25 protein-coding genes are annotated in these 21,022 nt (G+C 66.6%); 21 read left to right on the top strand and 4 right to left on the bottom strand.

Going from position 1 to position 21,022, the window contains the following annotated elements:
- Positions 1-7: 7 nt before the first annotated feature.
- Entirely contained in the window at positions 8-1,516 is a 1,509-nt protein-coding gene (locus ACODRZ_RS09430; RefSeq protein WP_488972871.1) for a YifB family Mg chelatase-like AAA ATPase, read from the bottom strand.
- A 144-nt stretch (positions 1,517-1,660) separates the two neighbouring features.
- On the opposite strand from ACODRZ_RS09430, the gene ACODRZ_RS09435 reads away from it, so the two are divergent.
- The 11 genes from ACODRZ_RS09435 (at position 1,661) to ACODRZ_RS09485 (ending at position 11,160) form a co-directional block, all read left to right on the top strand.
- A complete protein-coding gene (locus tag ACODRZ_RS09435; protein WP_488972870.1) occupies positions 1,661-2,419 on the top strand; it encodes an alpha/beta hydrolase in 759 nt (252 codons plus the stop codon).
- 68 nt (positions 2,420-2,487) lie between these two features.
- Positions 2,488-2,622 carry a 50S ribosomal protein L34 gene (rpmH, locus tag ACODRZ_RS09440; RefSeq protein WP_008831762.1) on the top strand — a complete coding sequence of 45 codons (135 nt, stop codon included), beginning with the start codon at positions 2,488-2,490 and terminating at the stop codon, positions 2,620-2,622.
- Positions 2,623-2,850: 228 nt separating this feature from the next.
- Positions 2,851-3,234 carry a ribonuclease P protein component gene (gene rnpA, locus ACODRZ_RS09445; RefSeq protein WP_488972869.1) on the top strand — a complete coding sequence of 128 codons (384 nt, stop codon included), beginning with the start codon at positions 2,851-2,853 and terminating at the stop codon, positions 3,232-3,234.
- A complete protein-coding gene (gene yidD / locus ACODRZ_RS09450) occupies positions 3,231-3,476 on the top strand; it encodes a membrane protein insertion efficiency factor YidD (RefSeq protein ID WP_330705127.1) in 246 nt (81 codons plus the stop codon). Before rnpA ends, yidD begins: the two co-directional genes overlap by 4 nt.
- Positions 3,477-3,557: 81 nt before the next feature.
- Positions 3,558-5,363, top strand: a complete 1,806-nt coding sequence (gene yidC, locus ACODRZ_RS09455; protein WP_488972868.1) for a membrane protein insertase YidC — start codon at positions 3,558-3,560, stop codon at positions 5,361-5,363.
- A 23-nt stretch (positions 5,364-5,386) separates the two neighbouring features.
- Positions 5,387-6,016, top strand: a complete 630-nt coding sequence (gene yihA, locus ACODRZ_RS09460; RefSeq protein WP_488972867.1) for a ribosome biogenesis GTP-binding protein YihA/YsxC — start codon at positions 5,387-5,389, stop codon at positions 6,014-6,016.
- Between the two features lie 364 nt (positions 6,017-6,380).
- The gene (locus tag ACODRZ_RS09465) at positions 6,381-7,514 is read left to right on the top strand and encodes a DUF47 family protein (RefSeq protein ID WP_488972880.1); all 1,134 of its coding nucleotides are present in this window, start codon (positions 6,381-6,383) and stop codon (positions 7,512-7,514) included.
- Positions 7,515-7,523: 9 nt separating this feature from the next.
- Positions 7,524-8,525: an inorganic phosphate transporter gene (locus ACODRZ_RS09470; protein ID WP_488972866.1), complete on the top strand. Its 1,002-nt coding sequence runs from the start codon at positions 7,524-7,526 to the stop codon at positions 8,523-8,525.
- A 165-nt stretch (positions 8,526-8,690) separates the two neighbouring features.
- Positions 8,691-9,356 carry a glutathione S-transferase family protein gene (locus ACODRZ_RS09475; protein ID WP_488972865.1) on the top strand — a complete coding sequence of 222 codons (666 nt, stop codon included), beginning with the start codon at positions 8,691-8,693 and terminating at the stop codon, positions 9,354-9,356.
- 2 nt (positions 9,357-9,358) lie between these two features.
- Positions 9,359-10,219 carry a S1/P1 nuclease gene (locus ACODRZ_RS09480; RefSeq protein ID WP_488972864.1) on the top strand — a complete coding sequence of 287 codons (861 nt, stop codon included), beginning with the start codon at positions 9,359-9,361 and terminating at the stop codon, positions 10,217-10,219.
- A 32-nt stretch (positions 10,220-10,251) separates the two neighbouring features.
- Positions 10,252-11,160: a DMT family transporter gene (locus ACODRZ_RS09485; RefSeq protein WP_488972863.1), complete on the top strand. Its 909-nt coding sequence runs from the start codon at positions 10,252-10,254 to the stop codon at positions 11,158-11,160.
- Between the two features lie 6 nt (positions 11,161-11,166).
- Here the strand turns inward: ACODRZ_RS09485 and ACODRZ_RS09490 are convergent, their stop codons facing one another.
- From ACODRZ_RS09490 to ACODRZ_RS09500, 3 genes are all read right to left on the bottom strand, one after another.
- Entirely contained in the window at positions 11,167-11,946 is a 780-nt protein-coding gene (locus tag ACODRZ_RS09490) for an SDR family NAD(P)-dependent oxidoreductase (RefSeq protein WP_488972862.1), read from the bottom strand.
- Between the two features lie 87 nt (positions 11,947-12,033).
- Positions 12,034-13,359 carry a NupC/NupG family nucleoside CNT transporter gene (locus ACODRZ_RS09495; RefSeq protein ID WP_488972861.1) on the bottom strand — a complete coding sequence of 442 codons (1,326 nt, stop codon included), beginning with the start codon at positions 13,357-13,359 and terminating at the stop codon, positions 12,034-12,036.
- A gap of 289 nt (positions 13,360-13,648) precedes the next feature.
- Positions 13,649-13,846 (bottom strand): hypothetical protein, encoded by a 198-nt coding sequence (locus tag ACODRZ_RS09500; protein WP_488972860.1) that lies wholly within the window; start codon positions 13,844-13,846, stop codon positions 13,649-13,651.
- Positions 13,847-14,089: 243 nt separating this feature from the next.
- Here ACODRZ_RS09500 and ACODRZ_RS09505 point away from each other — a divergent pair, with 243 nt between their 5' ends.
- From ACODRZ_RS09505 to ACODRZ_RS09550, 10 genes are all read left to right on the top strand, one after another.
- Complete coding sequence (locus ACODRZ_RS09505; RefSeq protein ID WP_488972859.1) at positions 14,090-14,752, top strand: queuosine precursor transporter; 663 nt, start codon at positions 14,090-14,092, stop codon at positions 14,750-14,752.
- Positions 14,753-14,832: 80 nt separating this feature from the next.
- Positions 14,833-15,732 carry an acetylglutamate kinase gene (argB, locus tag ACODRZ_RS09510; protein ID WP_488972858.1) on the top strand — a complete coding sequence of 300 codons (900 nt, stop codon included), beginning with the start codon at positions 14,833-14,835 and terminating at the stop codon, positions 15,730-15,732.
- A 65-nt stretch (positions 15,733-15,797) separates the two neighbouring features.
- On the top strand, positions 15,798-16,343 hold the full coding sequence (locus tag ACODRZ_RS09515; protein WP_488972857.1) for a hypothetical protein: 546 nt from the start codon (positions 15,798-15,800) through the stop codon (positions 16,341-16,343).
- Positions 16,344-16,509: 166 nt separating this feature from the next.
- A complete protein-coding gene (locus ACODRZ_RS09520) occupies positions 16,510-16,803 on the top strand; it encodes a YggT family protein (RefSeq protein ID WP_488972856.1) in 294 nt (97 codons plus the stop codon).
- A complete protein-coding gene (folD, locus tag ACODRZ_RS09525) occupies positions 16,803-17,693 on the top strand; it encodes a bifunctional methylenetetrahydrofolate dehydrogenase/methenyltetrahydrofolate cyclohydrolase FolD (protein ID WP_488972855.1) in 891 nt (296 codons plus the stop codon). The genes ACODRZ_RS09520 and folD overlap by 1 nt, the downstream gene beginning before the upstream one ends.
- On the top strand, positions 17,690-18,379 hold the full coding sequence (locus tag ACODRZ_RS09530; protein WP_488972854.1) for a Cif family virulence factor: 690 nt from the start codon (positions 17,690-17,692) through the stop codon (positions 18,377-18,379). The genes folD and ACODRZ_RS09530 overlap by 4 nt, the downstream gene beginning before the upstream one ends.
- Positions 18,380-18,389: 10 nt before the next feature.
- The gene (locus ACODRZ_RS09535) at positions 18,390-19,016 is read left to right on the top strand and encodes a MarC family protein (protein WP_488972853.1); all 627 of its coding nucleotides are present in this window, start codon (positions 18,390-18,392) and stop codon (positions 19,014-19,016) included.
- Positions 19,013-19,369, top strand: coding sequence for a YnfA family protein (locus ACODRZ_RS09540; protein WP_488972852.1), 357 nt, complete (start codon positions 19,013-19,015; stop codon positions 19,367-19,369). The genes ACODRZ_RS09535 and ACODRZ_RS09540 overlap by 4 nt, the downstream gene beginning before the upstream one ends.
- A gap of 67 nt (positions 19,370-19,436) precedes the next feature.
- Positions 19,437-19,793 (top strand): hypothetical protein, encoded by a 357-nt coding sequence (locus ACODRZ_RS09545; RefSeq protein WP_488972851.1) that lies wholly within the window; start codon positions 19,437-19,439, stop codon positions 19,791-19,793.
- Between the two features lie 212 nt (positions 19,794-20,005).
- On the top strand, positions 20,006-21,016 hold the full coding sequence (locus ACODRZ_RS09550) for an LLM class flavin-dependent oxidoreductase (protein WP_488968833.1): 1,011 nt from the start codon (positions 20,006-20,008) through the stop codon (positions 21,014-21,016).
- Positions 21,017-21,022: the final 6 nt, after the last annotated feature.

The following is a 21,022-nucleotide window of genomic DNA, read 5'->3' on the forward strand; positions in this document are numbered from 1 at the left end:
AGAAAGCTTACCCCACTGGCGGCCGCCGTCGATAGCTCAGCGCCTCGGCCACGTGAATCCGCCTCACCTCGTCCGATCCCGCCAGATCAGCGATCGTCCGGCTGGTTCGCAAGATCCGCGTGTAGCCCCGCGCGGACAGCCGCATGGCTTCGGCAGCCTGCATAAGCAGCCGCCGTCCGGCTTCGTCCGGAGTGGCGTGGGCTTCGAGCAGGTCGGCGTCGAGTTCGGCGTTGGTGCGTGCCTTCGTGCCTTGCAGGCGCGCCGCCTGTACCTGACGCGCCCGGGCGACGCGGGCGGCGACTTCGGCGCTTCCTTCGGTCGGCGGCGGCAGGGCGAGATCGGCGGCGCGGACAGGATCGACTTCGACGTGAAGGTCGATCCGATCGAGGAGCGGGCCTGATACCTTGCTCTGGTAGTCTGCCCCGCATCGCGGCGCGCGCGAACAGGCGAGGGCAGGGTCGCCCATGTAGCCGCATCGGCACGGGTTCATCGCTGCGACAAGCTGTACGCGGGCAGGGTAGGTGAGATGCGCATTGGCGCGCGCGACCGTAACCTCACCGCTTTCCAGCGGCTGGCGCAGCGAGTCGAGTGCCTGGCGCTGGAACTCCGGCAGTTCGTCCAGGAACAGCACGCCGAGGTGCGCCATCGACACCTCCCCGGGGCGCACCTTGATACCGCCACCGGTCAGCGCCGCGATCGAGGCGGAGTGGTGCGGCGCGCGAAAGGGCCGCGCGCGGCTGATGCGCCCGCCTTCCAGTGTCCCCGCGACCGAGGCGACCATCGACACTTCGAGCGCTTCCGCCGGAGTGAGTTCGGGCAGGACACCCGGGAGACAGGACGCGAGCAGCGACTTGCCCGCGCCCGGCGGACCCACCATCAGGAGGTTGTGCGCGCCTGCCGCCGCGATCTCCAGCGCGCGGCGAGCGGTTTCCTGCCCCTTGACCTGCCGGAGATCGGGACCGCCGGTGGCAGCTTCGACCTCGCCCAGTGGGGGCGTCTGCAGCACCTGGATGCCGCGCAAGTGATTGAGCAGACTGATGAGGTTGGGCGCGGCGACCACCGGGACACCGCTGGCCCAGCGCGCTTCCGAGCCTTGCGGGGCGGGGCAGATCAGGCCCTTCTCATACTCGCTGGCGTGGATCGCGGCGAGGAGCACGCCGGGAGAGGGGATCACACGGCCGTCGAGCGCGAGTTCGCCTACCGCCACGAAATCGCCCAGTTGCTCGGCATCGATCACGCCCATCGCCGCCAGCAGCGAGAGCGCCACCGGCAGGTCGAAGTGGGAACCTTCCTTGGGCAGGTCGGCGGGGGAGAGATTCACGATGATGCGCTTGGGCGGCAGCGCGAGGCCCATGGCGGTAAGCGCCGCGCTGACCCGCTGCGTGCTCTCGCGCACGGCCTTGTCGGGCAGGCCAACGAGCGTGAAGCCCGGCATTCCCGGCGCCACCTGGCACTGCACCTCGACGGCCCGCGCCTCGAGACCGAGATACGCGACAGTCGAGACGATGGCGACCAAGAAACACCCTCCTCACAGGTAATGGCAGGAGGATCATCCTAGTAGCGCCACCTCATTTCGGCGCTACGTACAAAAATATACCTTACAGCACTTTAACCGGACCTGTGAGCGGTAGGGTAAGGGTGATCGCGGCATAGGCTGGTGATGCGCTCGCTCTCCGCATGTCTCGCTCTGGTCGCCCTTTTCGCCGTGTCCCCCCTGTCGGCGCAGGTGATCGAGTATGAGGCTGTCGACGAGATATCCGATCCCGTCGTTGCCGGGGGCGAGCGCACCCTTTTCACGACCGTGGTTGAAGCGCCCGTGATCCCGCAGGGGGCGGCCTATGGCCCGTTCCGCGTGCTTGACGAAGGCCGCGCGGCGCTGGTCGACGTGACCGATTCGCGCACGCCCGGGCAGTTCACGGCTATGCTGCGCGACCATCCCGGCATCGCCACGATCGAGATGATCGACTGCCCCGGCACCGAGGACGATCTGGCCAACCTGCAGGTGGGCCAGATGATTCGCCGCAGCGGCATCGTCACTCACGTTCCGGCGGGCGGCTCGGTGCGGTCGGGCGGGGTCGAGCTGTTCCTGGCGGGCGTGCGGCGCTATGCCGATCCCGGCTCTGAGTTCGCGGTGCATTCCTGGCAGGACGATACCGGGCTGGAGCCCTCCGACTACGCCGCCAATGCGCCCGAGAATCGCCGGTACATCGATTACTATCGCGCCATGGGCATGGGCACCGCCGAGGCCCAGGCGTTCTACGCCATGACCAATTCGGTTCCGTTCGCCTCGGCGCGCTGGCTGGATGCAGGCGAGATGAGTGCATGGGTGCAACTCGACGAGGTGAAAGTGGAGGTCGCGCCCCGTTTTCAATTCGTCCAGCTTGCGGCTCTTGTTGACTCACTGCCCTCGTTCCAGTAACGGCGGCCAACGATTTCCATGGTCGTCCGGTTTGGGCGGCCCTTTTTGTTAGATTTTCGAGGACTGACATGAAGCGCACTTTCCAGCCGAGCAACCTTGTTCGCGCCCGTCGTCACGGCTTCCGTGCCCGCACCGCGACCGTTGGTGGCCGCAAGGTTCTGCGCGCTCGTCGCGCTCGCGGCCGCGCCAAGCTTTCGGCCTGATCAGCCGGGATCGGCAGGGGGTTAGCGCTCCTGCCAAAAGCGGCGCCAGCCCACGCTTTCGCCTTGCGCGAGGGCATGGGCTGGCGCCGTTTTGCTTTGCGAATCGGTGGTGTATCGACAGGGCTTCGACAAGCTCAGCCTGAGCGAGATTTAGAGAAGCGCTCTCAAACCCGCTCAGGTTGAGCTTGTCGAAGCCCCATCGGCCAAGCCCGCCCGAGCCAGCATGCGATGACCGACGCCTACACGATCCTGTCCCGTCGTTCGGACTTCCTTGCCGCCAATCGCGGCCTGCGAGTCGCGCGTCCCGGCTTCGTGCTGCTCGCCAACCGCAATGACGGGCTGGGGCGGCGCGCCGGGATCACGGTGACCAAGAAGATCGGCAATGCCGTGGTGCGCAACCGCATGAAGCGGCGCTTTCGCGCGCTGCTGCGCGAACTGCTGCCCGAGCATGGCCTTGCCGACACCGACCACGTGCTGATCGGCCGCGAAGGCGGGGTGGAGCGCGACTTCGAGAAGCTGCGCGTCGAACTCGTCGCGGCGCTGGGTCGGGCGCGGGACGGGAAGGGCGACGCGCCCCGGCCTCACAATCGCAAGCGCGGCCCTCGTAAATGAAGCGAATCGTCGCCTTCCTCGTGTCGCTTCCGGGGCTGGCGATCATCGGGATTGCCCGGCTGTGGCAACTCGGTCCTTCGGCGATCATGCCGCCCACCTGCCGCTATTCCCCCTCCTGTTCGCAGTACGCGATCATCGCGGTTCGCAGACATGGTGCGATCAAGGGTGGATTGCTGGCGCTGTGGCGTCTATTGCGCTGCAATCCCTGGGGTGGGCATGGGCACGATCCCGTGCCGGACTGAACCTTAGATACTAGCGAATTGACGCCGGTGGCCCCACATGGCCGCCGCCGAGACGAAGATACGGGCAGGAAACAGGCTTTCGTGGAAAACCAGCGTAACATCATCCTCGCGGTCGTGCTGACCGCGCTCGTGCTCTTCGGCTGGGAGGCCGGGGTCGGCTATTTCTATCCGCAGGCCAAGACCCCGACGCAGACCGTCGCGGCGGGCGGCGCTGAAAACGCGACCAAGCCGACCAAGCCCACCCGCGAGGGCGGTCTGATGGACGCCGCCGACCGCACGCTGGAAGCGAAGGATCTCTCGACCGAGCTCGCCGCCAAGGGCCGCGTCAGGATCCAGGCGCCGGGCCTTTCGGGCTCGATCAACCTCAACGGCGCGATCGTCGACGACCTCGTCATCAATCGCCACCGCGAGACGGTCGAGAAGAACTCCGGCCCGGTCCGTATCTTCTCGCCCTACGGCACGCCCGCGCAGCAGTTCACGCAGTTGGGCTGGGTCGGGCAGGGCATCGAGACGCCGGATACCAACAACCCGCGTGTCTGGACCGCACCCGCCAACGCGGTGCTGACGCCGAGCACCCCGGTTACGTTGACCTGGACCAACCCCACCGGTCAGCGCTTTGGCATCACTTATTCGATCGATCAGAACTACATGATCACCGCGAAGCAGACCGTGGCGAACACGGGCGGCAACGCGGTTTCGGTCAAGCCCTTCGCGATCGTCAACCGTACCGAGAAGACCGCCAGCCTCGACACCTGGAACGTCCACTCCGGCCCGATCGGCGCCTTCGACGGTTCGGTTGATTTTGAGGCGAGCTATAAATGCTCGGGCGGCCTGTTCGCGATCTTCTCGTCGTGCGTTGACGTCGCGGAGAAGAAGGAAGTCACCAATTCCGGGGCTACCGATTGGATCGGCTTCACCGACGTCTACTGGATGTCGGCGCTGATCCCCTCGGGCGCGAAGGCGACAAGCACTTTCCGCTCGATGGGCAACCAGATCTTCCGCGCCGACGTCGTCTACGATCAGGCGATCGTCCAGCCGCGCACCGCGCAGAGCGTGACGACCAAGATCTTCGCAGGCGCCAAGGAGCACAAGGTGCTCGACGCCTACGAGGCGCAGGGCATCGCCAACTTCGGCCTCGCGATCGACTGGGGCTGGTTCCGCTGGTTCGAGAAGCCGATCTTCTGGCTGCTCACCAAGCTGTTCAGCCTCGTCGGCAACTTCGGCGTCGCCATCATCCTGCTGACCCTCATCGTGCGCGGCATGATGTTCCCGGTGGCTCAGCGCCAGTTCGCCTCGATGGCGGCGATGCGCGCGATCCAGCCGAAGATGAAGGCGATCCAGGAGCGCTACAAGGACGACAAGCAGAAGCAGCAGCAGGAGATCATGGCCCTCTACAAGCAGGAGAAGGTCAATCCCCTCGCAGGCTGTCTGCCGATGTTCCTGCAGATCCCGGTGTTCTTCGCGCTCTACAAGACGCTGATCCTGGCGATCGAGATGCGCCACCAGCCCTTCGTGCTGTGGATCAAGGATCTCTCCGCGCCTGATCCGCTGCATGTGCTCAACCTGTTCGGCCTGCTGCCGTTCGATCCGCCCAGCTTCCTGGCGATTGGCGTGCTGGCGCTGCTGCTCGGCGTGACGATGTACCTGCAGTTCCAGCTCAACCCCGCGCAGATGGACCCGGCGCAGCAGCAGGTGTTCAAGCTGATGCCGTGGTTCATGATGTTCATCATGGCGCCGTTCGCCTCGGGCCTGCTGGTCTACTGGATCACCTCCAACATCCTGACGATCGCGCAGCAGAAGTTCCTCTACAGCCGACACCCGCAGCTCAAGGCGCAAGCCGAGAAGGATGCGGCGGACAAGGCCCGTGCGGCGGCGCGCAGCAAGTGAGTGACGATCGCGTGAATGAAGAAATGGCAGAACTGACGGAGCGCGCGCGCAAGCTGTTCTCGGGACCGGTGACGTTCCTGAAATCGGCGCCGTCGCTCCAGTTTCTGCCCGATCCCGATGCGCCGGAAATCGCCTTTGCGGGCCGGTCGAACGTGGGCAAGTCCTCGTTGCTGAACGCACTTGTCGGCCGCAAGGCGATCGCGCGTACTTCGGTGACGCCGGGCCGCACGCAGGAGTTGAACTTCTTCGACGTGGCCGAGCCGCTCAAGTTCCGTCTCGTCGACATGCCGGGCTACGGCTTCGCCAAGGCCCCACCCAAGGTGGTCGAGACCTGGCGCCGTCTGGTGCGCGATTACCTGCGCGGCCGCGTCGAGCTGAAGCGCACGCTGGTCCTCATCGATTCGCGCCACGGCGTGAAGCAGGTCGATCTCGACATGATGGAGATGCTGGATCAGGCTGCAGTGGGCTACCGCCTGGTCCTGACTAAGGCGGACAAGATCAAGGCCAGCGAACTGGAGGCGGTCCATGCCGCCACCATCGCCGAGGCCCGCAAGCATCCCGCCGCGTTCCCGGTGGTCCACGTCACCAGCTCTGAAAAGGGCATGGGGATCGAGGAGCTGCGCGCCGCTGTGCTGAGCGATTCGGAACTCTGAACAAGCCACTGGTCCCGGGGCGGGCCGCGCTATCCTCTCTAGTCCTCGTCACCCTGAACTTGTTTCAGGGTCCATCAGGCGGCCTTGGCCGGAGCGTCGTTTTTCACCATCGGCCCTGCCGGTTGACGGGGCCATACACCTGCGCTGGCGGCGCAATGGACCCTGAAACAAGTTCAGGGTGACGGGATGCGACAAGCGAGCCTTCCGCAGCATACCAACCGCCTGCGTAAGCCGACGGAAATCATCCCTTCATCATCTGCGTCCACAATCGAGACCGTGTCTCTGTTTGTGACATTTGCATGACGGCGCGCTGTCCCCTATGGGCGGCACCTTCATGCGCAGGGATGACAAGGAGATCTCGCCGGTGCGCCAGATTGCCGTTCTCCCCTATCGCACCGTCGGCCCCGCCATCGATGCGCCGATCCAGATCATGCTCATCACCTCGCGCTCGACGCGGCGCTGGGTGATTCCCAAGGGCGGGCTGATGAAGGGGCTGCAGCCGCACGCCGCCGCCTCGAAGGAAGCGGAGGAGGAAGCGGGCGTGCTCGGCGCGACGTGCCCGGTGCCGCTCGGTTCCTACCGCTACCGCAAGCAGCGCAATTCCGGCGCTTCGGTCTGGGCCGACGTCGACGTCTATCCTTTCGCCGTCACTGACGAACTTTCCACATGGGACGAGCAGCACCAGCGCGAACGGCGCTGGTTCTCCCTGGAGGAAGCGGCTAGGGCGGTCGACGAAGAGGACCTTCGCGCCCTCATACGTTCCTTCGGCGCACGAGAATTCCGCGCCGCCGCCAGTCCCGCCCGCCTGTTCGGCGCGGCCGTGGACACGGTGGCAAGCAAGACAGGGGTCAATGCCATGTTCGCCTGGTTCCAGAAGCTGCTGCCCGAGCAGGGCAACTTCTTCGACCTGTTCGAGAAGCAGGCCGCCACGCTGGTGGCCGGCGCCGATGCGCTTGCCCGTCTGGCGCAGGGCGGCCCCGGCCGCGCCCAGCACATCCGCGAGATCGCCGAGCGCGAGCACGACGCCGACGACATCACCCGCGAAGTGCTGCAGACGGTGCGTCGCAGCTTCCTGACGCCGTTCGACCGCTCGGCCATCACCAGCCTCATCAACACGATGGACGATGCCATCGACGAGATGCAGCAGACCGCCAATGCCTCGGACCTCTACGAAGTCGTCGAGTTCGAGCCCGAGATGATCGACATGACCGCGATCATCGTCGACGCCGCGCGCCTGACCGCCGAGGCGATCCCGCTGCTGCGCAAAATCGGCGACAACGGCCACCGTCTCCACGAACTGACCGAGCGTCTGGTCCGCATGGAAGGTCACGCCGACGAGATCCACGCCGCAGGCCTCAAGCGCCTGTTCAAGGCGGACCTCAAGGAGCCGATGCACTTTTTCGTGCGGCAGGAAATGTTCAAGCGTCTCGAGCGCGTGGTCGATCGTTTCGAGGACCTCGCGAACGAGATCGACGGGCTGGTCATCGACCACTCGTAAGGCCCGCACATGGACCACACTCTTGCCCTGCCGCTGCTGATCGGCCTCGTCGCGCTCGCGCTGGCGTTCGATTTCCTCAACGGCCTGCACGATGCCGCCAACGCCATCGCGACGGTGGTGGCGACGCGGCTGCTGTCTCCGGTGTTCGCGGTGCTGTTCGCGGCGGCGGGCAATTTCCTGGCGTATTTCTTTGTCGGGCTCCACGTCGCCGAGACGGTGGGCAAGGGCATCATCAACGTCGATGCCGTCACGCCCGCCGTGGTGTTCGGAGCGCTGGTAGGCGCGATGTTCTGGAACGTCCTGACCTGGATCAAGGGCATCCCTTCCAGTTCCAGCCACGCGCTGATCGGCGGCCTGTTGGGCGCGGGCATGGCGCATGGCGGCTTCGCGGTCGTCGAAAGTTCGGGCACGGTGAAGACCATCGCGGCGATCTTCATCTCGCCGGTGCTGGGCTTTGCCATCGCCATGCTGCTCATGCTGCTGACCAGCTGGCTGTTCAAGGGCACGTCGCCGCGCCAGTCGAACGGCATCTTCAAGAGCCTGCACCTGCTCTCCAGCGCGGCCTATTCGATCAGCCATGGCGGCAACGACGCGCAGAAGACGATGGGTATCATCGCCGTGCTGCTCTACTCGACCGGGCACATGTCGGGCGGCTTCCATGTGCCGCACTGGGTGGTCCTGTCGTGCTACCTGGCGATTTCGCTGGGCACGCTTTCGGGCGGCTGGAAGATCATCAAGACGATGGGCTCAAAGCTGACCAAGCTCAATCACCACTCGGGGTTCTGCGCGTCAACGGCGGGCTCTATCGTAGTATTCGGGGCTTCGGCGCTGGGCATTCCGGTCTCGACCACGCACGCCATCACCGGCTCCATCGTCGGCACCGGTGCGGCGCGGCGGTCGAGTGCCGTGCGCTGGTCGGTGGCAAGCCGGGTCATCGTGGCATGGTTCGTGACCATCCCGGCCAGCGCGGCGGTCGGTGCGCTGTTCTACATGATCACACGGGCGTTCTGAGGGCGGCGCGTCGTGCGGCGGGGGCTTCGACAAGCTCAGCCTGAGCGGTTTTGAGGGAGCGCAAATCAACGCCCGCTCACCCTGAGCTTGCAGAAGGGTCAGGCTCGACACATCGCCCCCCAGCCTCTAGGCCCGCTGTTCAGCAATCCCGAGGAACGCCGTCCCGTGAAGCTCATCATCGGCAACAAGAACTACTCCAGCTGGTCGCTGCGCGGCTGGCTTGCCTGCAAACAGTCGGGCCTGCATTTCGACGAGATCACCGTCCCCCTGTTCGGCGAGGAATGGGAAGCCTTCAAGAAGTCTTCCGACGACCTTGCCCCCAGCCACGGCAAAGTTCCGATCCTGTGGGACGGCGAGGCAGTGGTGTGGGATTCGCTCGCCATCGTCGACTACCTTGCCGACAAGGTGGGCCGCGATCGCTTCTGGCCCAAGCAGGACGCCGCGCGCGCCATGGCGCGATCAATGGTGGCGGAGATGCACTCCGGCTACCTCTCGCTGCGCCGCAACTGCCCGATGAACATCCGCTCGCGCGTCGAGCTGTCGGGGCTGGAGGAGGAGACGCGCGGTGACATCGTGCGCATCCTCACCCTCTGGGCGGAGGCGCGTGCGCGCTTTGGCAAGGGCGGGCCGTTCCTGTTCGGCACCTTCGGCGCGGCCGACGTGTTCTACGCGCCGGTGGTCAGCCGCTTCCTCACTTACGGCATCGGCGTGCCCGGCTTCGCGCAGGCCTATATGCAGGCGGTGTGGGAACACGAATGGATGCAGGCCTGGATTGCCGCCGCCGAGGCGGAGGACTGGGTCATCGAACAGTACGAGCACCCGTTAGCCTGATCATGATACGCAAAGTTCTCCTGCTCCTTGCCGCGATGGCGACCGTCGTTTCCAGCCCCGCCTTCGCCTGGGGCGCGATGGGCCATCGCACTGTCGCGGGCATCGCGATGGCCAACGTCCGCCCCGCCACCCGGGTCGCCATCCGCAAGCTGCTCGCCCACGAGCGCGAGATGGACACGCCCAAGTGCTCGATGCGCACGATCGAGGACGCCGCGACATGGCCAGACTGCATCAAGGGCGAGCGCTGGCGCTGGGCATACCAGAATTCCTGGCACTACCATGACCAGCCGGTCTGCGGGACGTTCGACCTCAAGCAGCTGTGCCGCGACGGCATGTGCGCCACAGCGCAGATCGAGCGCGACGAGAAGCTGCTGGCGGACCGCAAGCTGGCGCCGGTGCTGCGGCTCGAGGCGCTGGCGTTTCTCGTTCACTTCGTCGGGGACATCCACCAGCCGCTTCATGTCGGCGAGAACGAGGACATGGGCGGCAACGCGGTGAAGGCCGATTACGGCGACGCGCCGGGCCGCAACCTGCACTCGATCTGGGACACGACGCTGGCCGAGCGCGCGATCACCTCCGCCCGTCCGCCGCTGGTGCGCGTCTATAGCGCGGCCGAAAAGGCGCGGCTGGCGACCGGTACGCTGGAAGACTGGACCCGCGAGAGCTACGAGATCAGCCGCGACGTGCTCTATCCGCTGGCCTTCGGCGGCAAGCTGCCCTGTCACGTGGAGGGCGACGTCAAGGAGCCGCAGAAGATCGTCTGGACCAACGCCGCGATCGAACAGACGATTCCAATCGTCGATGAACGCATCGAACGCGCGGGTCTGCGTCTGGCGCAGATGCTCGACAAGGCGCTGGGGTAATGTCGTCGTCCGGGACGACGAATGGAACTGCCATGCCCAAGTCCCCCTCTAACGCCCGCGCCTTTCTGCTGCTCGGCCTCGTGATGCTGTTCTGGGCGGGCAACTCGATCACCGGCCGCGCGGTGCGGGACGACATTCCGCCGTTCACGCTCGCCTTCGGGCGGTGGCTGGTGGCCGTGCTGGTGCTGGCACCCTTCGCGGCGCGGCGGGCCTGGGCCGAGCGCGCGGCGATCGTCGCCGGATGGCGCTGGATCGCGGCGCTGGGTTTCCTCGGCATCGTCTGCTTCAATTCGTTTGTCTATTCCGGGCTTCACCATACGAGTGCGGCCAACGCCCTGCTGCTGCAGGCGTCGATCCCGGCGCTGGTGCTGGTGCTCGATCGCATGATCTTCGGAACGCGCGCGGGGGCGCTGCACCAGGCGGGCGTCGCGCTGTCTACCATCGGGGTCGTCGCGATCGTGTTCCGGGGGGACGTATCCGCGCTGGCAACATTGCGGCTTGGCATCGGCGATGCGCTGGTGCTGTGCGGCGTCTTGGTATGGGGGCTCTACACCGTGCTCCTGCGCAAGCGACCGCCGATCGCGCCGGCGAGCTTCCTGCTCATGGTGTTCCTGATCGGCGCGGTGGTCATGGCGCCGCTGGCAGCATCGGAAGCCGCGCAGGGACTGGCCGTCTCCTGGAGCCCGAAGGTGCTTGCGACCTTCCTCTACGTCGGCATTTTCCCATCGGTGCTGGCCTACTTCATCTACAACGCCGCGACGGTGCAACTCGGCGCGGCGCGGGCCGGGCAGGCGATCACGCTGATGCCGCTGTTCGGTGCACTGCTCTCCGCGCTGCTGCTGGGCGAACGGCTGGAAGGCTACCACTTCCTCGGCATGGCGCTGATCCTTGCGGGGATCGTGCTGTCGGCGGCTGAACTGGCGCGTCAGCGCTTCAACTGAAGCGAGTCAGCCGGCGCGCTTTCGCATCCCTTCCGCCATGCCCGCCAGTGCCTCGCGGCGGGGACGGGCGCTCAGGGCATCGAACATGGCGCGGTAATGCGCGTGTGGTACGAAGGTCGGTCCCTCGCGCACGTTGTCGAGGGCTAGGCGCGCGACTTCGGCCGGGCTTTGCAGGTTGGCGATGCCCTCCATCCCGGCGGTCGCCTCGGTTTCGGTAGCACCCGGGCAGAGCGTCAGCACGTCCACGCCGGTGCCCTGCATCTCTCCCCAGAGCGCCTCGCCCAGCGCTACGACCAGCGCCTTGGTGGCGGAGTATGCGGCCGAGTACGGGCAGCCGATCAGGCCCTCGACCGAGGCGGTGAAGATCAGACCTCCGCTCGCCCGTGCCTTGAGGCGGGGGATCAGACCGTGGGCCAGCTGCATCGGCGCGTGGCAGTTGACGGTGAGCATCCGCGCCATCGCGGCCGGGTCCTGCGCCTCGAACGGGCCCTTGATGTTGAAGCCGGCATTGCTGACGACGAGGCCGATGTCGGTGCCCTCGGTCGCCTCGAGTATCCGCGCGGGAGTCGCCGGGTCACCAAGATCGGCACCGAGCACGGTGGTCCGGGTGCCGTGCGAGGACGCCAGCCGCTCCGCCAGCGCGTCGAGCCGGTCGGTCCGGCGCGCGGTAAGGACGAGGTGGAAGCCCCGGTCGGCCAGTTCCTCGGCGAAGGCGAGGCCGATCCCTGAGGAAGCGCCCGTCACCAACGCGGTAGGGCCGTAAGTCTCGCGGAATCGGTCGGTCATGGTCTGGTCCTCTCAAGGGGAGAGAAGACCCAAGCCTCAGGCCGGTGTCCAGTTTCCCCGGGGCAACATCGCCGGGACGGACCGGTTTTAGGCGACGGTGAGGAACAGCCCCGCCAGCGCTGCGCTCATCAGGTTCGACAGGCTGCCCGCCGCCAGAGCGCGGATGCCCAGCTTGGCGATGATCGGGCGCTGGTTGGGGGCAAGGCCGCCGGTCACCGCCATCTGGATCGCGATCGAGGAGAAGTTGGCGAAGCCGCACAGCGCGAAGGTCACCACCGCCACGGTGCGCGGGGACAGCAGGCCGTCCTTGCCCAGTTCGATGAACGAGACGAATTCGTTGAGCACGATCTTGGTGCCGAACAGGCCGCCCGCGTGCAGCGCCTCGGTCCAGTCGGGCGTGGCGAGGAGGTAGAAGATCGGCGCGAAGATGTAGCCCAGCAGCGACTGGAACGTCACGCCCTGGAAGCCGAAGAGGCCCGCCGCCCAGCCGACGAAGCCGTTGGCCAGCGCGATCAGCGCCACGAACGCGAGAACCATCGCGCCCACCGCGACCGCCAGCTTCACGCCGGTCTGCGCGCCCTGCGATGCGGCCATGATGATGTTGGCGGGCTTTTCCTCCTCGTGCTCGACGGCTTCGGGCTCGTCGACGTGGACGCCGGGGAGGTGGGTGACGTCGGCGCGGTTCATCGCGGCGGCGGCGGCACCGGCGGGGGGCAGGGTGCTCTCATGGACCTCGGCGTCCGATGCGACGACGGGCCGCGGGTCGGGCATGATCATCTTGGCCATGAAGATGCCGCCCGGCGCCGACATGAAGGCGGCGGCGACGAGGTAGTCGATGCGGATGCCCATCGAGGCATAGGCGGCCAGGATCGTGCCCGCCACGCCTGCAAGGCCCACCGTCATCACGCAGAACAGCTGCGAGGGGTTCAGCGAGGCGAGGTAGGGGCGGATCACCAGCGGCGCCTCGCTCTGGCCCACGAAGATGTTCGAGGCCGCGCAAAGGCTTTCGACCTTGCTGATCCCGGTCACCTTCTCCAGCGCGCCGCCCAGCCAGCGCACCACCAGCGGCATGATCTTCAGGTAGTAGAGGATCGAGATCAGCGAGGCGAAGAAGATGATCACCGGCAGTGCCGCGATGGCGAAGCTGGTGCCGCCGATCTCCGGCGAGGCGAGCGGGCCGAACAGGAAGGTCACGCCTTCGTGCGCGTAGCTCAGCAGCCCCTCGACGCCCGAGGCGGCGCCGCGCAGCATGCGGTTGCCGAACGGCACGTAGAGCACCAGCGCGGCGAGGCCCGCCTGCAGCGCGAAAGCCGCGCAGACGACGCGCGGGCGGATCGCCTTGCGGTCGGTGGAAAGCAGGAAGGCTGCCGCCATGATGAGAACGATGCCGATCAGGCTGTAGGCGACATGCATCGAGGCGCTTGGCTCCGGGAGAGGAAGGGGGGAAACAGCCGCAGACCCTAGAGGCGCCGGAAGCGCAGGGCTAGAGGGTTTCGCGGCGGGTGTCCCGCAAGGTGACAGGTTTACACGGTTTACACTGTCCAGGGGGAAAAGGTGTCACCTTGGAGCTGAAAGTGTCACCTTGCGGGCGAAAAGTGTCACCTTGTGCGGGAAATGTGTCACCTTGCGAGGCATGGCGTGTAACCTTGTGGTCGGGGAAGGGGTGACCGGAAGAGTACCCGGTGCCGCCTTTGTAGGAAAGCTATCCCGCCTGCCGCTTCATCTCCAGATAGGCCGCCTCGCGCGCTTCGGCCTCCAGTGAGAGGAGGTAGCGGCTGGCCTCCCTGTAGGACAGGAACGGCTTGCCATCGGCGACGATCGGCTCGCTGCGGCCGTTGTAGAGGCGGCGCAGCAGGCGGCGCTGGGGGCGGGTGAGCGCGGTGTCTTCGTCTTCGTCCATGGTGCGGCGGCTAGCACGGCGAAGCGGCCATGGCGATGACCGCGCCGCATCCTCCCTGTCGCGCAGCGATGGGGAGGTGGCAGTCGCGCCAGCGACTGACGGAGGGGGCTTTCCGACCCCTCCACCACCGACTGCGTCGGCGGTCCCTCTCCCCATCGCTGCGCGACAGGGCGGATGCGACGAAGCGCGCATTTTCTCTACCTAACCCTAGTCCAACGCCGCTTTGCCCGTTACAGGGAGGCGATGGATCGACCCGTCACTGCGCCCGCGCCCATCATCACCCGCTCGCTTTTCGTCTTTTCACTGCTCTACGGCGGTCTCGTCGTGCTGGCGGGGGTGCTCGGGACCAAGCTGGCCTCGCTGGGCCACTGGCCGGTGCTGGGCGATCTCGCGGTCGAATCGGGGATCTTCGCGTTCCTGTTGCTAGTGGTGCTCTCCAGCGCCATCGCCGAACTCCACGGGCCGGACACCGCCAACAAGCTGGTGCGCTTCGGGTTCATTCCGCTGATCGTCTCGATGCTGCTGCTGACCTTCGTGATCCACGTGGTTCCGCCGGCTGCGTTCTGGGGCGACCAGGAGGCCTATGCCCGCCTGCTCGGGCAGGGCGCACGGATGCAGTTCGCCGGGCTGATCTCCTACGGCGTGTCGCAGACGCTGAACGTCCTGATCTTCTCCAAGCTGTCGCAGGCTGGCGGCAAGCTGCTGCTGGTGCGCGCGTGGATCGCCTCGATGCTGTCGCAGGTGATCGACACGGTGCTGTTCATCACCATCTCCTTTATCGGAACAGGGCTGCCGATCGTGCAGATCATGGAGGGCCAGATCATCTCGAAGCTGGTGCTCTCGACGATCATGGTGCCGCCTTTCATCTGGTTCTTCGTGAAGCTGGGCAGGAAACTGGATTCCTGAGCCGATAAACGGCACGATTACGCCGAAAAAATCACGTTAAGCGGGTTCAAAATTGCGCGCGGGGGCGTATTAGCCCCCTCATGTCGAATCCGCACCACCCCGCACTGCTGGCCAAGGCCGAAACCCTCGTCGATGCGCTGCCCTACATGCAGCGATATGCGGGGCGCACGTTCGTGGTCAAATACGGCGGCCACGCGATGGGCGATCCCGAGAAGGCGGTGGACTTCGCCGAGGATGTCGTGCTGCTCAAGGCCGTGGGCATCAACGTCGTCGTCGTCCACGGCGGCGGGCCGCAGATCGGCGCGATGCTCAAGAAGGTCGGCGTCGAAAGCCAGTTCATCGACGGGCTGCGCGTCACCGACAAGGCGACCGCCGAAGTGGCCGAGATGGTCCTGTGCGGCGCGATCAACAAGGAAATCGTCGGCTGGATCGCCAAGGCGGGCGGCAAGGCGATGGGCGTCTCCGGCAAGGACGGCGGCATGGTCACCGCGCGCAAGGTCTCGCGCACCCGCAAGGACCCCGACAGCCTGATCGAGCAGGTCGTCGACCTCGGCTTCGTGGGGGAGCCCGAGCACATCGACACCCGCGTGATCGAGACGATCTCGGGCGCAGGGATGATCCCGGTGATCGCCCCGATCGCGGCCGGGCCGGACGGCGGCACCTACAACGTCAACGCCGATACGATGGCGGGCGCCATCGCCGCGGCGCTGGGTGCCTCACGCCTGTTCCTGCTGACCGATGTGCCCGGCGTGCTCGACAAGCAGGGCAAGCTGATGACCGACCTGACGCCCTCGGCCATCGCGGGTCTGAAGGAAGACGGCACGATCTCGGGCGGCATGATTCCCAAGCTGGAGACCTGCATCCACGCCGTCGAGGCGGGCTGCGAGGCGGCGGTCGTCCTTGACGGACGGGTTTCGCATGCCATGTTGCTGGAAATATTCACGCAGGAAGGCGCCGGTACGCTCATTCGGGCGGGGTAGACTTTCCGAAGCTGGGACAATTTGGCGTGGGGGGGAACCACGGAAAGAAAGGTAATGCCGACCAGATGCGTACCAAAGCTGTCCTGACCGCCCTGCTTTCCGCCTCGTTGCTGGCGCTTTCCGCCTGCGGCAAGGCCGGTGAGGACCCGGCCGTGCTTGACAGCGCGAGCGCGGATGTGGGCTCCACCGATGCGGTCGTCGACGTGGGGCCGGTGGACGGCGCGACTTCGGCGCCCGCCGCCAGCACGCTCGACACCGGCGCGCTGACCGAGCGCCGTGATCCGGAGCGGCTGCTGCGCTACTACGTCAGCGCGGTTCGTATCGGCGACTGGGGCGCGGGCGCCAGCGCCTGGAGCCTTGATGCGCAGATGACCGCGCAGAAGCTGCAGGGCGAGTTCGGCGGCGCCAAACCGCGCCTCGCGGTCGGCAAGGGCGATATGGAGCGGGCGGCGGGCTCGCTCTACTATGAGGCGCCGATCGTGGTTGATTTCGGCGACGGGCGCCCCTCCAAGCGCGGCACCATCGTCCTGCGCCGCGTGAACGACGTGCCGGGCGCCAGCGAACAGCAGCTGAACTGGCGGATCGAGCGGACTTCGACGCTGACGCAGTAGTTATCGACATCCCGGATCAGGTCCGGGACGACGACTTGGTCGATCCCGATCCAACTCCTGCAGACGCGCCCTTGCCCACCGCCCACCCGCTCGGCTATCAGCGCGCGCAGAACCATGCCGCAGGTGCGAACACTCGCGGTCCCGAACGTCATTCTAGGAGCCGGCCTTGCTGTTCCTCACCATTTTCCAGATCGTCAGCTACCTGATCGACATCATCGTCTTCGTGGTGATCGTGCAGTTCGTGCTTGGCCTGCTGATCGCGTTCAACGTGGTCAACATGCACAACCAGTTCGTGTCGGCAGTCTATACCGCGCTCAACGCGATCCTCGAACCGATGCTGCGGCCGATCCGCAAGTTCATGCCCAACACCGGCGCGATCGACTTTTCGCCGATGGTGCTGATCATCGGCCTCAAGATCCTGCAGATCATCTTCGGCAACCTCGCCATGGCGGGCTACTGATGAGCCAGATCATCGACGGAAAGGCCTTTGCCGAAGGCCTGCGCGCCCGCGTCGGCACCGCTGCGGTGGGCTTCGAGGCGAAGACCGGCCGCAAGGCGGGCCTCGCCGTGGTGCTGGTGGGCGAGGATCCCGCCAGCCAGGTCTACGTGCGCAACAAGGGCAAGCAGACGCTTGCGGCGGGCATGAACAGCTTCGAGCACAAGCTGCCCGCAGACACGTCCGAAGCGGATCTGCTGGCCGTGGTCGAGCAGCTCAACAATGACCCGGCGGTGGACGGCATCCTCGTCCAGCTGCCGCTACCCGCGCACATGAACGAGCAGAAGGTGATCGCCACGATCAACCCGGACAAGGACGTAGACGGCTTCCATGTCGTCAACGTCGGCCGTCTGGCGACCGGCCTGCCGGGCTTCGTACCCTGCACGCCGCTGGGCTGCGTGATGCTGCTGAAGGACCGGCTGGGCTCTCTCTCAGGTCTGGATGCGGTGGTGATCGGGCGCTCCAACATCGTCGGCAAGCCGATGGCGCAGCTGCTGATCGCGGAAAGCTGCACCGTCACTGTCGCGCACAGCCGCACCAAGGATCTGCCCGAGGTGGTGCGCCGCGCCGACATCGTGGTGGCGGCGGTCGGCCGTCCCGAGATGGTCAAGGGCGACTGGCTCAAGCCCGGCGCGACCGTGATCGACGTGGGCATTAACCGCGTTCCCGGTGCCGAGGAAGGCAAGACGAAGCTCGTCGGCGACGTCGATTTCGCCTCTGCGGCCGAAGTCGCGGGTGCGATCACGCCGGTTCCGGGCGGCGTGGGGCCGATGACCATCGCCGTCCTGCTGCGCAACACCGTGGTCGCCGCGCACCGCAATGCCGGGCTCGCCTTCGACGAGGCGGCCCTTTGAGAAAGCTCGCGTTCGGTCTGGCGCTGGCGGCCGTTTTCGCGGCCTCCGCCCAGACCGATGCGCGGCCCAGACGCCAGCTTCCGCCGGGTGCGGGAACGGCCAACCCCAGCGTCCTCGTCGCCGAGGAGATCGCCTTCGCCCGGCTCGCGCGCGAGAAGGGCCAGTGGAAGGCGTTCCGAGAATTCGCCGACGATACCGCCATCATGTTCGTGCCGCAGGAAGTGCAGGCGCAGGACTGGCTGAAGAAGCAGGCCGATCCTGCTGCTCCCCTGCAGTGGGAGCCGCATCAGGTCTGGATGAGCTGCGACGGCACGCTGGGCGTCACCAAGGGCGCCTGGCAGCGCCCTGACGGCTCGGTCGGCTGGTACACGACGATCTGGCAGCGCCAGAAGAAGGGCGAGTACCGCTGGGTACTCGACCACGGCGACACCCTGCCGAGCGCCTTGCCGGAGCCCGACATGCTCACCGCCCGCGTCGCCAAATGCGGCCGCCGCCCCGACGCGCCGCCGCCGGGCACGCCGCCTGCGGACGCGCGCACCTTCACCGGCGGCAACTCGCTCGACGGCACCTTGCGCTGGCACGTTACGGTGCTGAGCGGGGACGACACGCGATGGGTCAGCGTGGATCTGTGGAATGGTACGCAATTCGAGCCGATCGTGCAGGACAAGGTGACGCCGCAAGGTTAGGGTAGGGCGGATGTACGAGCTTTTCCTCAGCGCCTTCGTCACGCTCTTCGTCGTCATCGACCCGCCGGGCTGCGCGCCCATCTACGCCGGGCTCTCCGCCGGGGCGAGCCGCGCGCAGGCGATCTCCATGGCGACCCGCGCCTGCGTCATCGCGGCGATCATCCTCGTGGTCTTCGCGCTGTTCGGCAAGACGCTGCTGAACGCGCTGCACATCGAACTCGACGCCTTCCGCATCGCGGGCGGCATCATGCTGTTCATGATCGCCATCGACATGGTCTTCGAAAAGCGCACCCAGCGCCGCGAGGAGCGGGCCGAGAAGATCAAGGCGACTCCGGAGGTGGAAGACGTCTCCGTTTTCCCGATGGCGATGCCGATGCTGGCGGGGCCGGGCTCGATCGCGACGATGATGCTGCTGACCAGCCGCGCGCACGGCAGCGAGCAGACGCTGACGATCCTGGGCGCCATGCTGGCAGTGATGCTGCTCGCCTTCGCCGCGCTCGCCGCCGCCGGGCCACTGATGAAGGTATTGGGCGACAAGGTCGAGGCGGTGATCACCCGCCTGCTCGGCGTGCTGCTGGCGGCGCTGGCGGCGCAGTATGTGATCGACGGCGTCAAGGCGACGCTGCTTTCTGCATGAGCGGGGGCGTGATCCAGACCGCCCCCATCTATCTCCTCGGCGTCTACCTCCTCGCCGCACTGGCCGAGATCGGCGGCTGCTTCGCGTTCTGGGGCTGGCTGCGGATGGGAAAGCCCGTCTGGTGGCTGGTGCCCGGCTGTGTCTCGCTGGTGGTCTTCGCCTGGCTGCTGACACTGGTGGACACCTCGCAGGCGGGCCGGGCCTATGCGGCCTATGGCGGCATCTACATCACCTCGGCGCTTCTGTGGCTGTGGCTGGTCGAGGGCGTGCGGCCCGACCGCTGGGACATGGGCGGCGCGCTGCTCTGCCTTGCGGGAGCGGCGGTGATCCTGCTGGGACCGCACAAGACCTGAGGGCGCGGTTCATCGGGCGTTCAGGCCTCGCCCGGACACTTCGGTGGTTCCTGCGTGGAGATCGCCGATGACACTACGCTATCTGCCGCTCGCCTTTATTGCCCTGATGCCTGCGACCGCCATGGCGCAGATCGTCGCCGACGAGCCCGCCGGGGCGCGGGTGGACGCAGCGTCCATCGTGACCGGCACTTATGGCCCGGACCTGCGCGAAACCTGGCGTAACATCGAGAAGGGGCGCGATGCCGGGCAGCTTTCCAAGCCGCAGGCGAAGGCATTCCGCAAGGAGGCCCGCCAGACCAACGCGCTGGCCGAGCGCTATTCCCGCGATGGCCTGACGGCATCCGAAGCGCGCGAACTGGACATGCGGGCACGGGCGCTCGACAGCCTCGTCGGCGCAGCGCGCAGCCGCAACGGCGTGAAGTAAAGCGCACTTATCCTCCCTGTTGCGAAGCAATGGGGAGGGGGACCGCTCGCGTAGCGAGTGGTGGAGGGGGAGAAACCCCTCCGTCAGCCCTGCGGGCTGCCACCTCCCCATTGCTTCGCAACAGGGAGGATAACACTCATCGCCCCCGCGCCTTGCCGCCTGGGTGGCTCCCTCTAATCTCCGGCCACACCACAAAGGCGGGAGAAGGCTGCATGACCGGTGGGCTGAAATTCAGCTACCTCTACGATTTCCGCAACCCGGCGCCGTGGCACCGCCCGCCCGAGGTACTCTACGCCGAAATCCTCGACGTGGTCGCCGAAACCGAAGCACTGGGCTTCGACGGCGCCTTCGTGCCCGAGCACCATCTTGCCGAGGATGGCTACATGTCCTCGCCGCTGGTGGCGCTGGCGGCGATGGCGGCACGCACGCAGCGGATGCGGCTCGGCACCGGTATCGCACTTGGCCCTCTCTACGAGCCGCTGCGGTTCGCGCAGGACTGTGCGGTGCTGGACAGTCTATCCGGCGGACGGCTGCAACTGGGCCTCGCGATCGGCTACCGCGCGCGCGAATATGCGGCGCACGGGCTCGATTTCACCAAACGCGGCGCCCGCTTCGACGAGTTCCTGCAGGTCGTGCGGCGTCTCTGGGCGGGCGAGACGGTGGACTTCGAGGGCCGCTTCTTCACTCTTCACGGCGCAAAGGCCGGGCCGCTCTCCAGCCGGGGCCATATCCCGCTCTACATCGGCGGCTTCGCGCCCAAGGCGATGGAGCGCGTGGCGCGGCACGGCGACGGCTACTTCGGCAACCCGGAAATCTGGCCGCTCTACCGCGAGAAGCTGCAGGCCGCCGGCAAGGACCCGGCCGATGCACGCATCTGGATACAGGGCCTGATGCTGGTCGTCGCCGAGGACAAGGCGGCCGCGCTGGAGGAACTGGCGCCCCATTTCCACCACGTCAACAACAGCTACGGCGCCTGGATGAACGAGGATAAGGCCATCGGCCTCGACGGTCCTGTCATCCAGCCGATGAGCCTCGACGCCTTCAAGGCCAGCGGCATCCTGCAGATCCTGACGCCGTCCGAGGCGGTGGCGCACTTCCGGTCCTTGCGCGAACAGGCCCCGGTCGAGCAATTCACGATGATGATGCCGCCCGGCCTTCCGGCGGAGCGCTTCCTCGCTTATGCCGGGCTCTTCGCGCGGGAGGTTCTCCCGCATTTCCAGTGAGGGCGT

This window comes from Novosphingobium sp. FG90 (assembly GCF_057808725.1).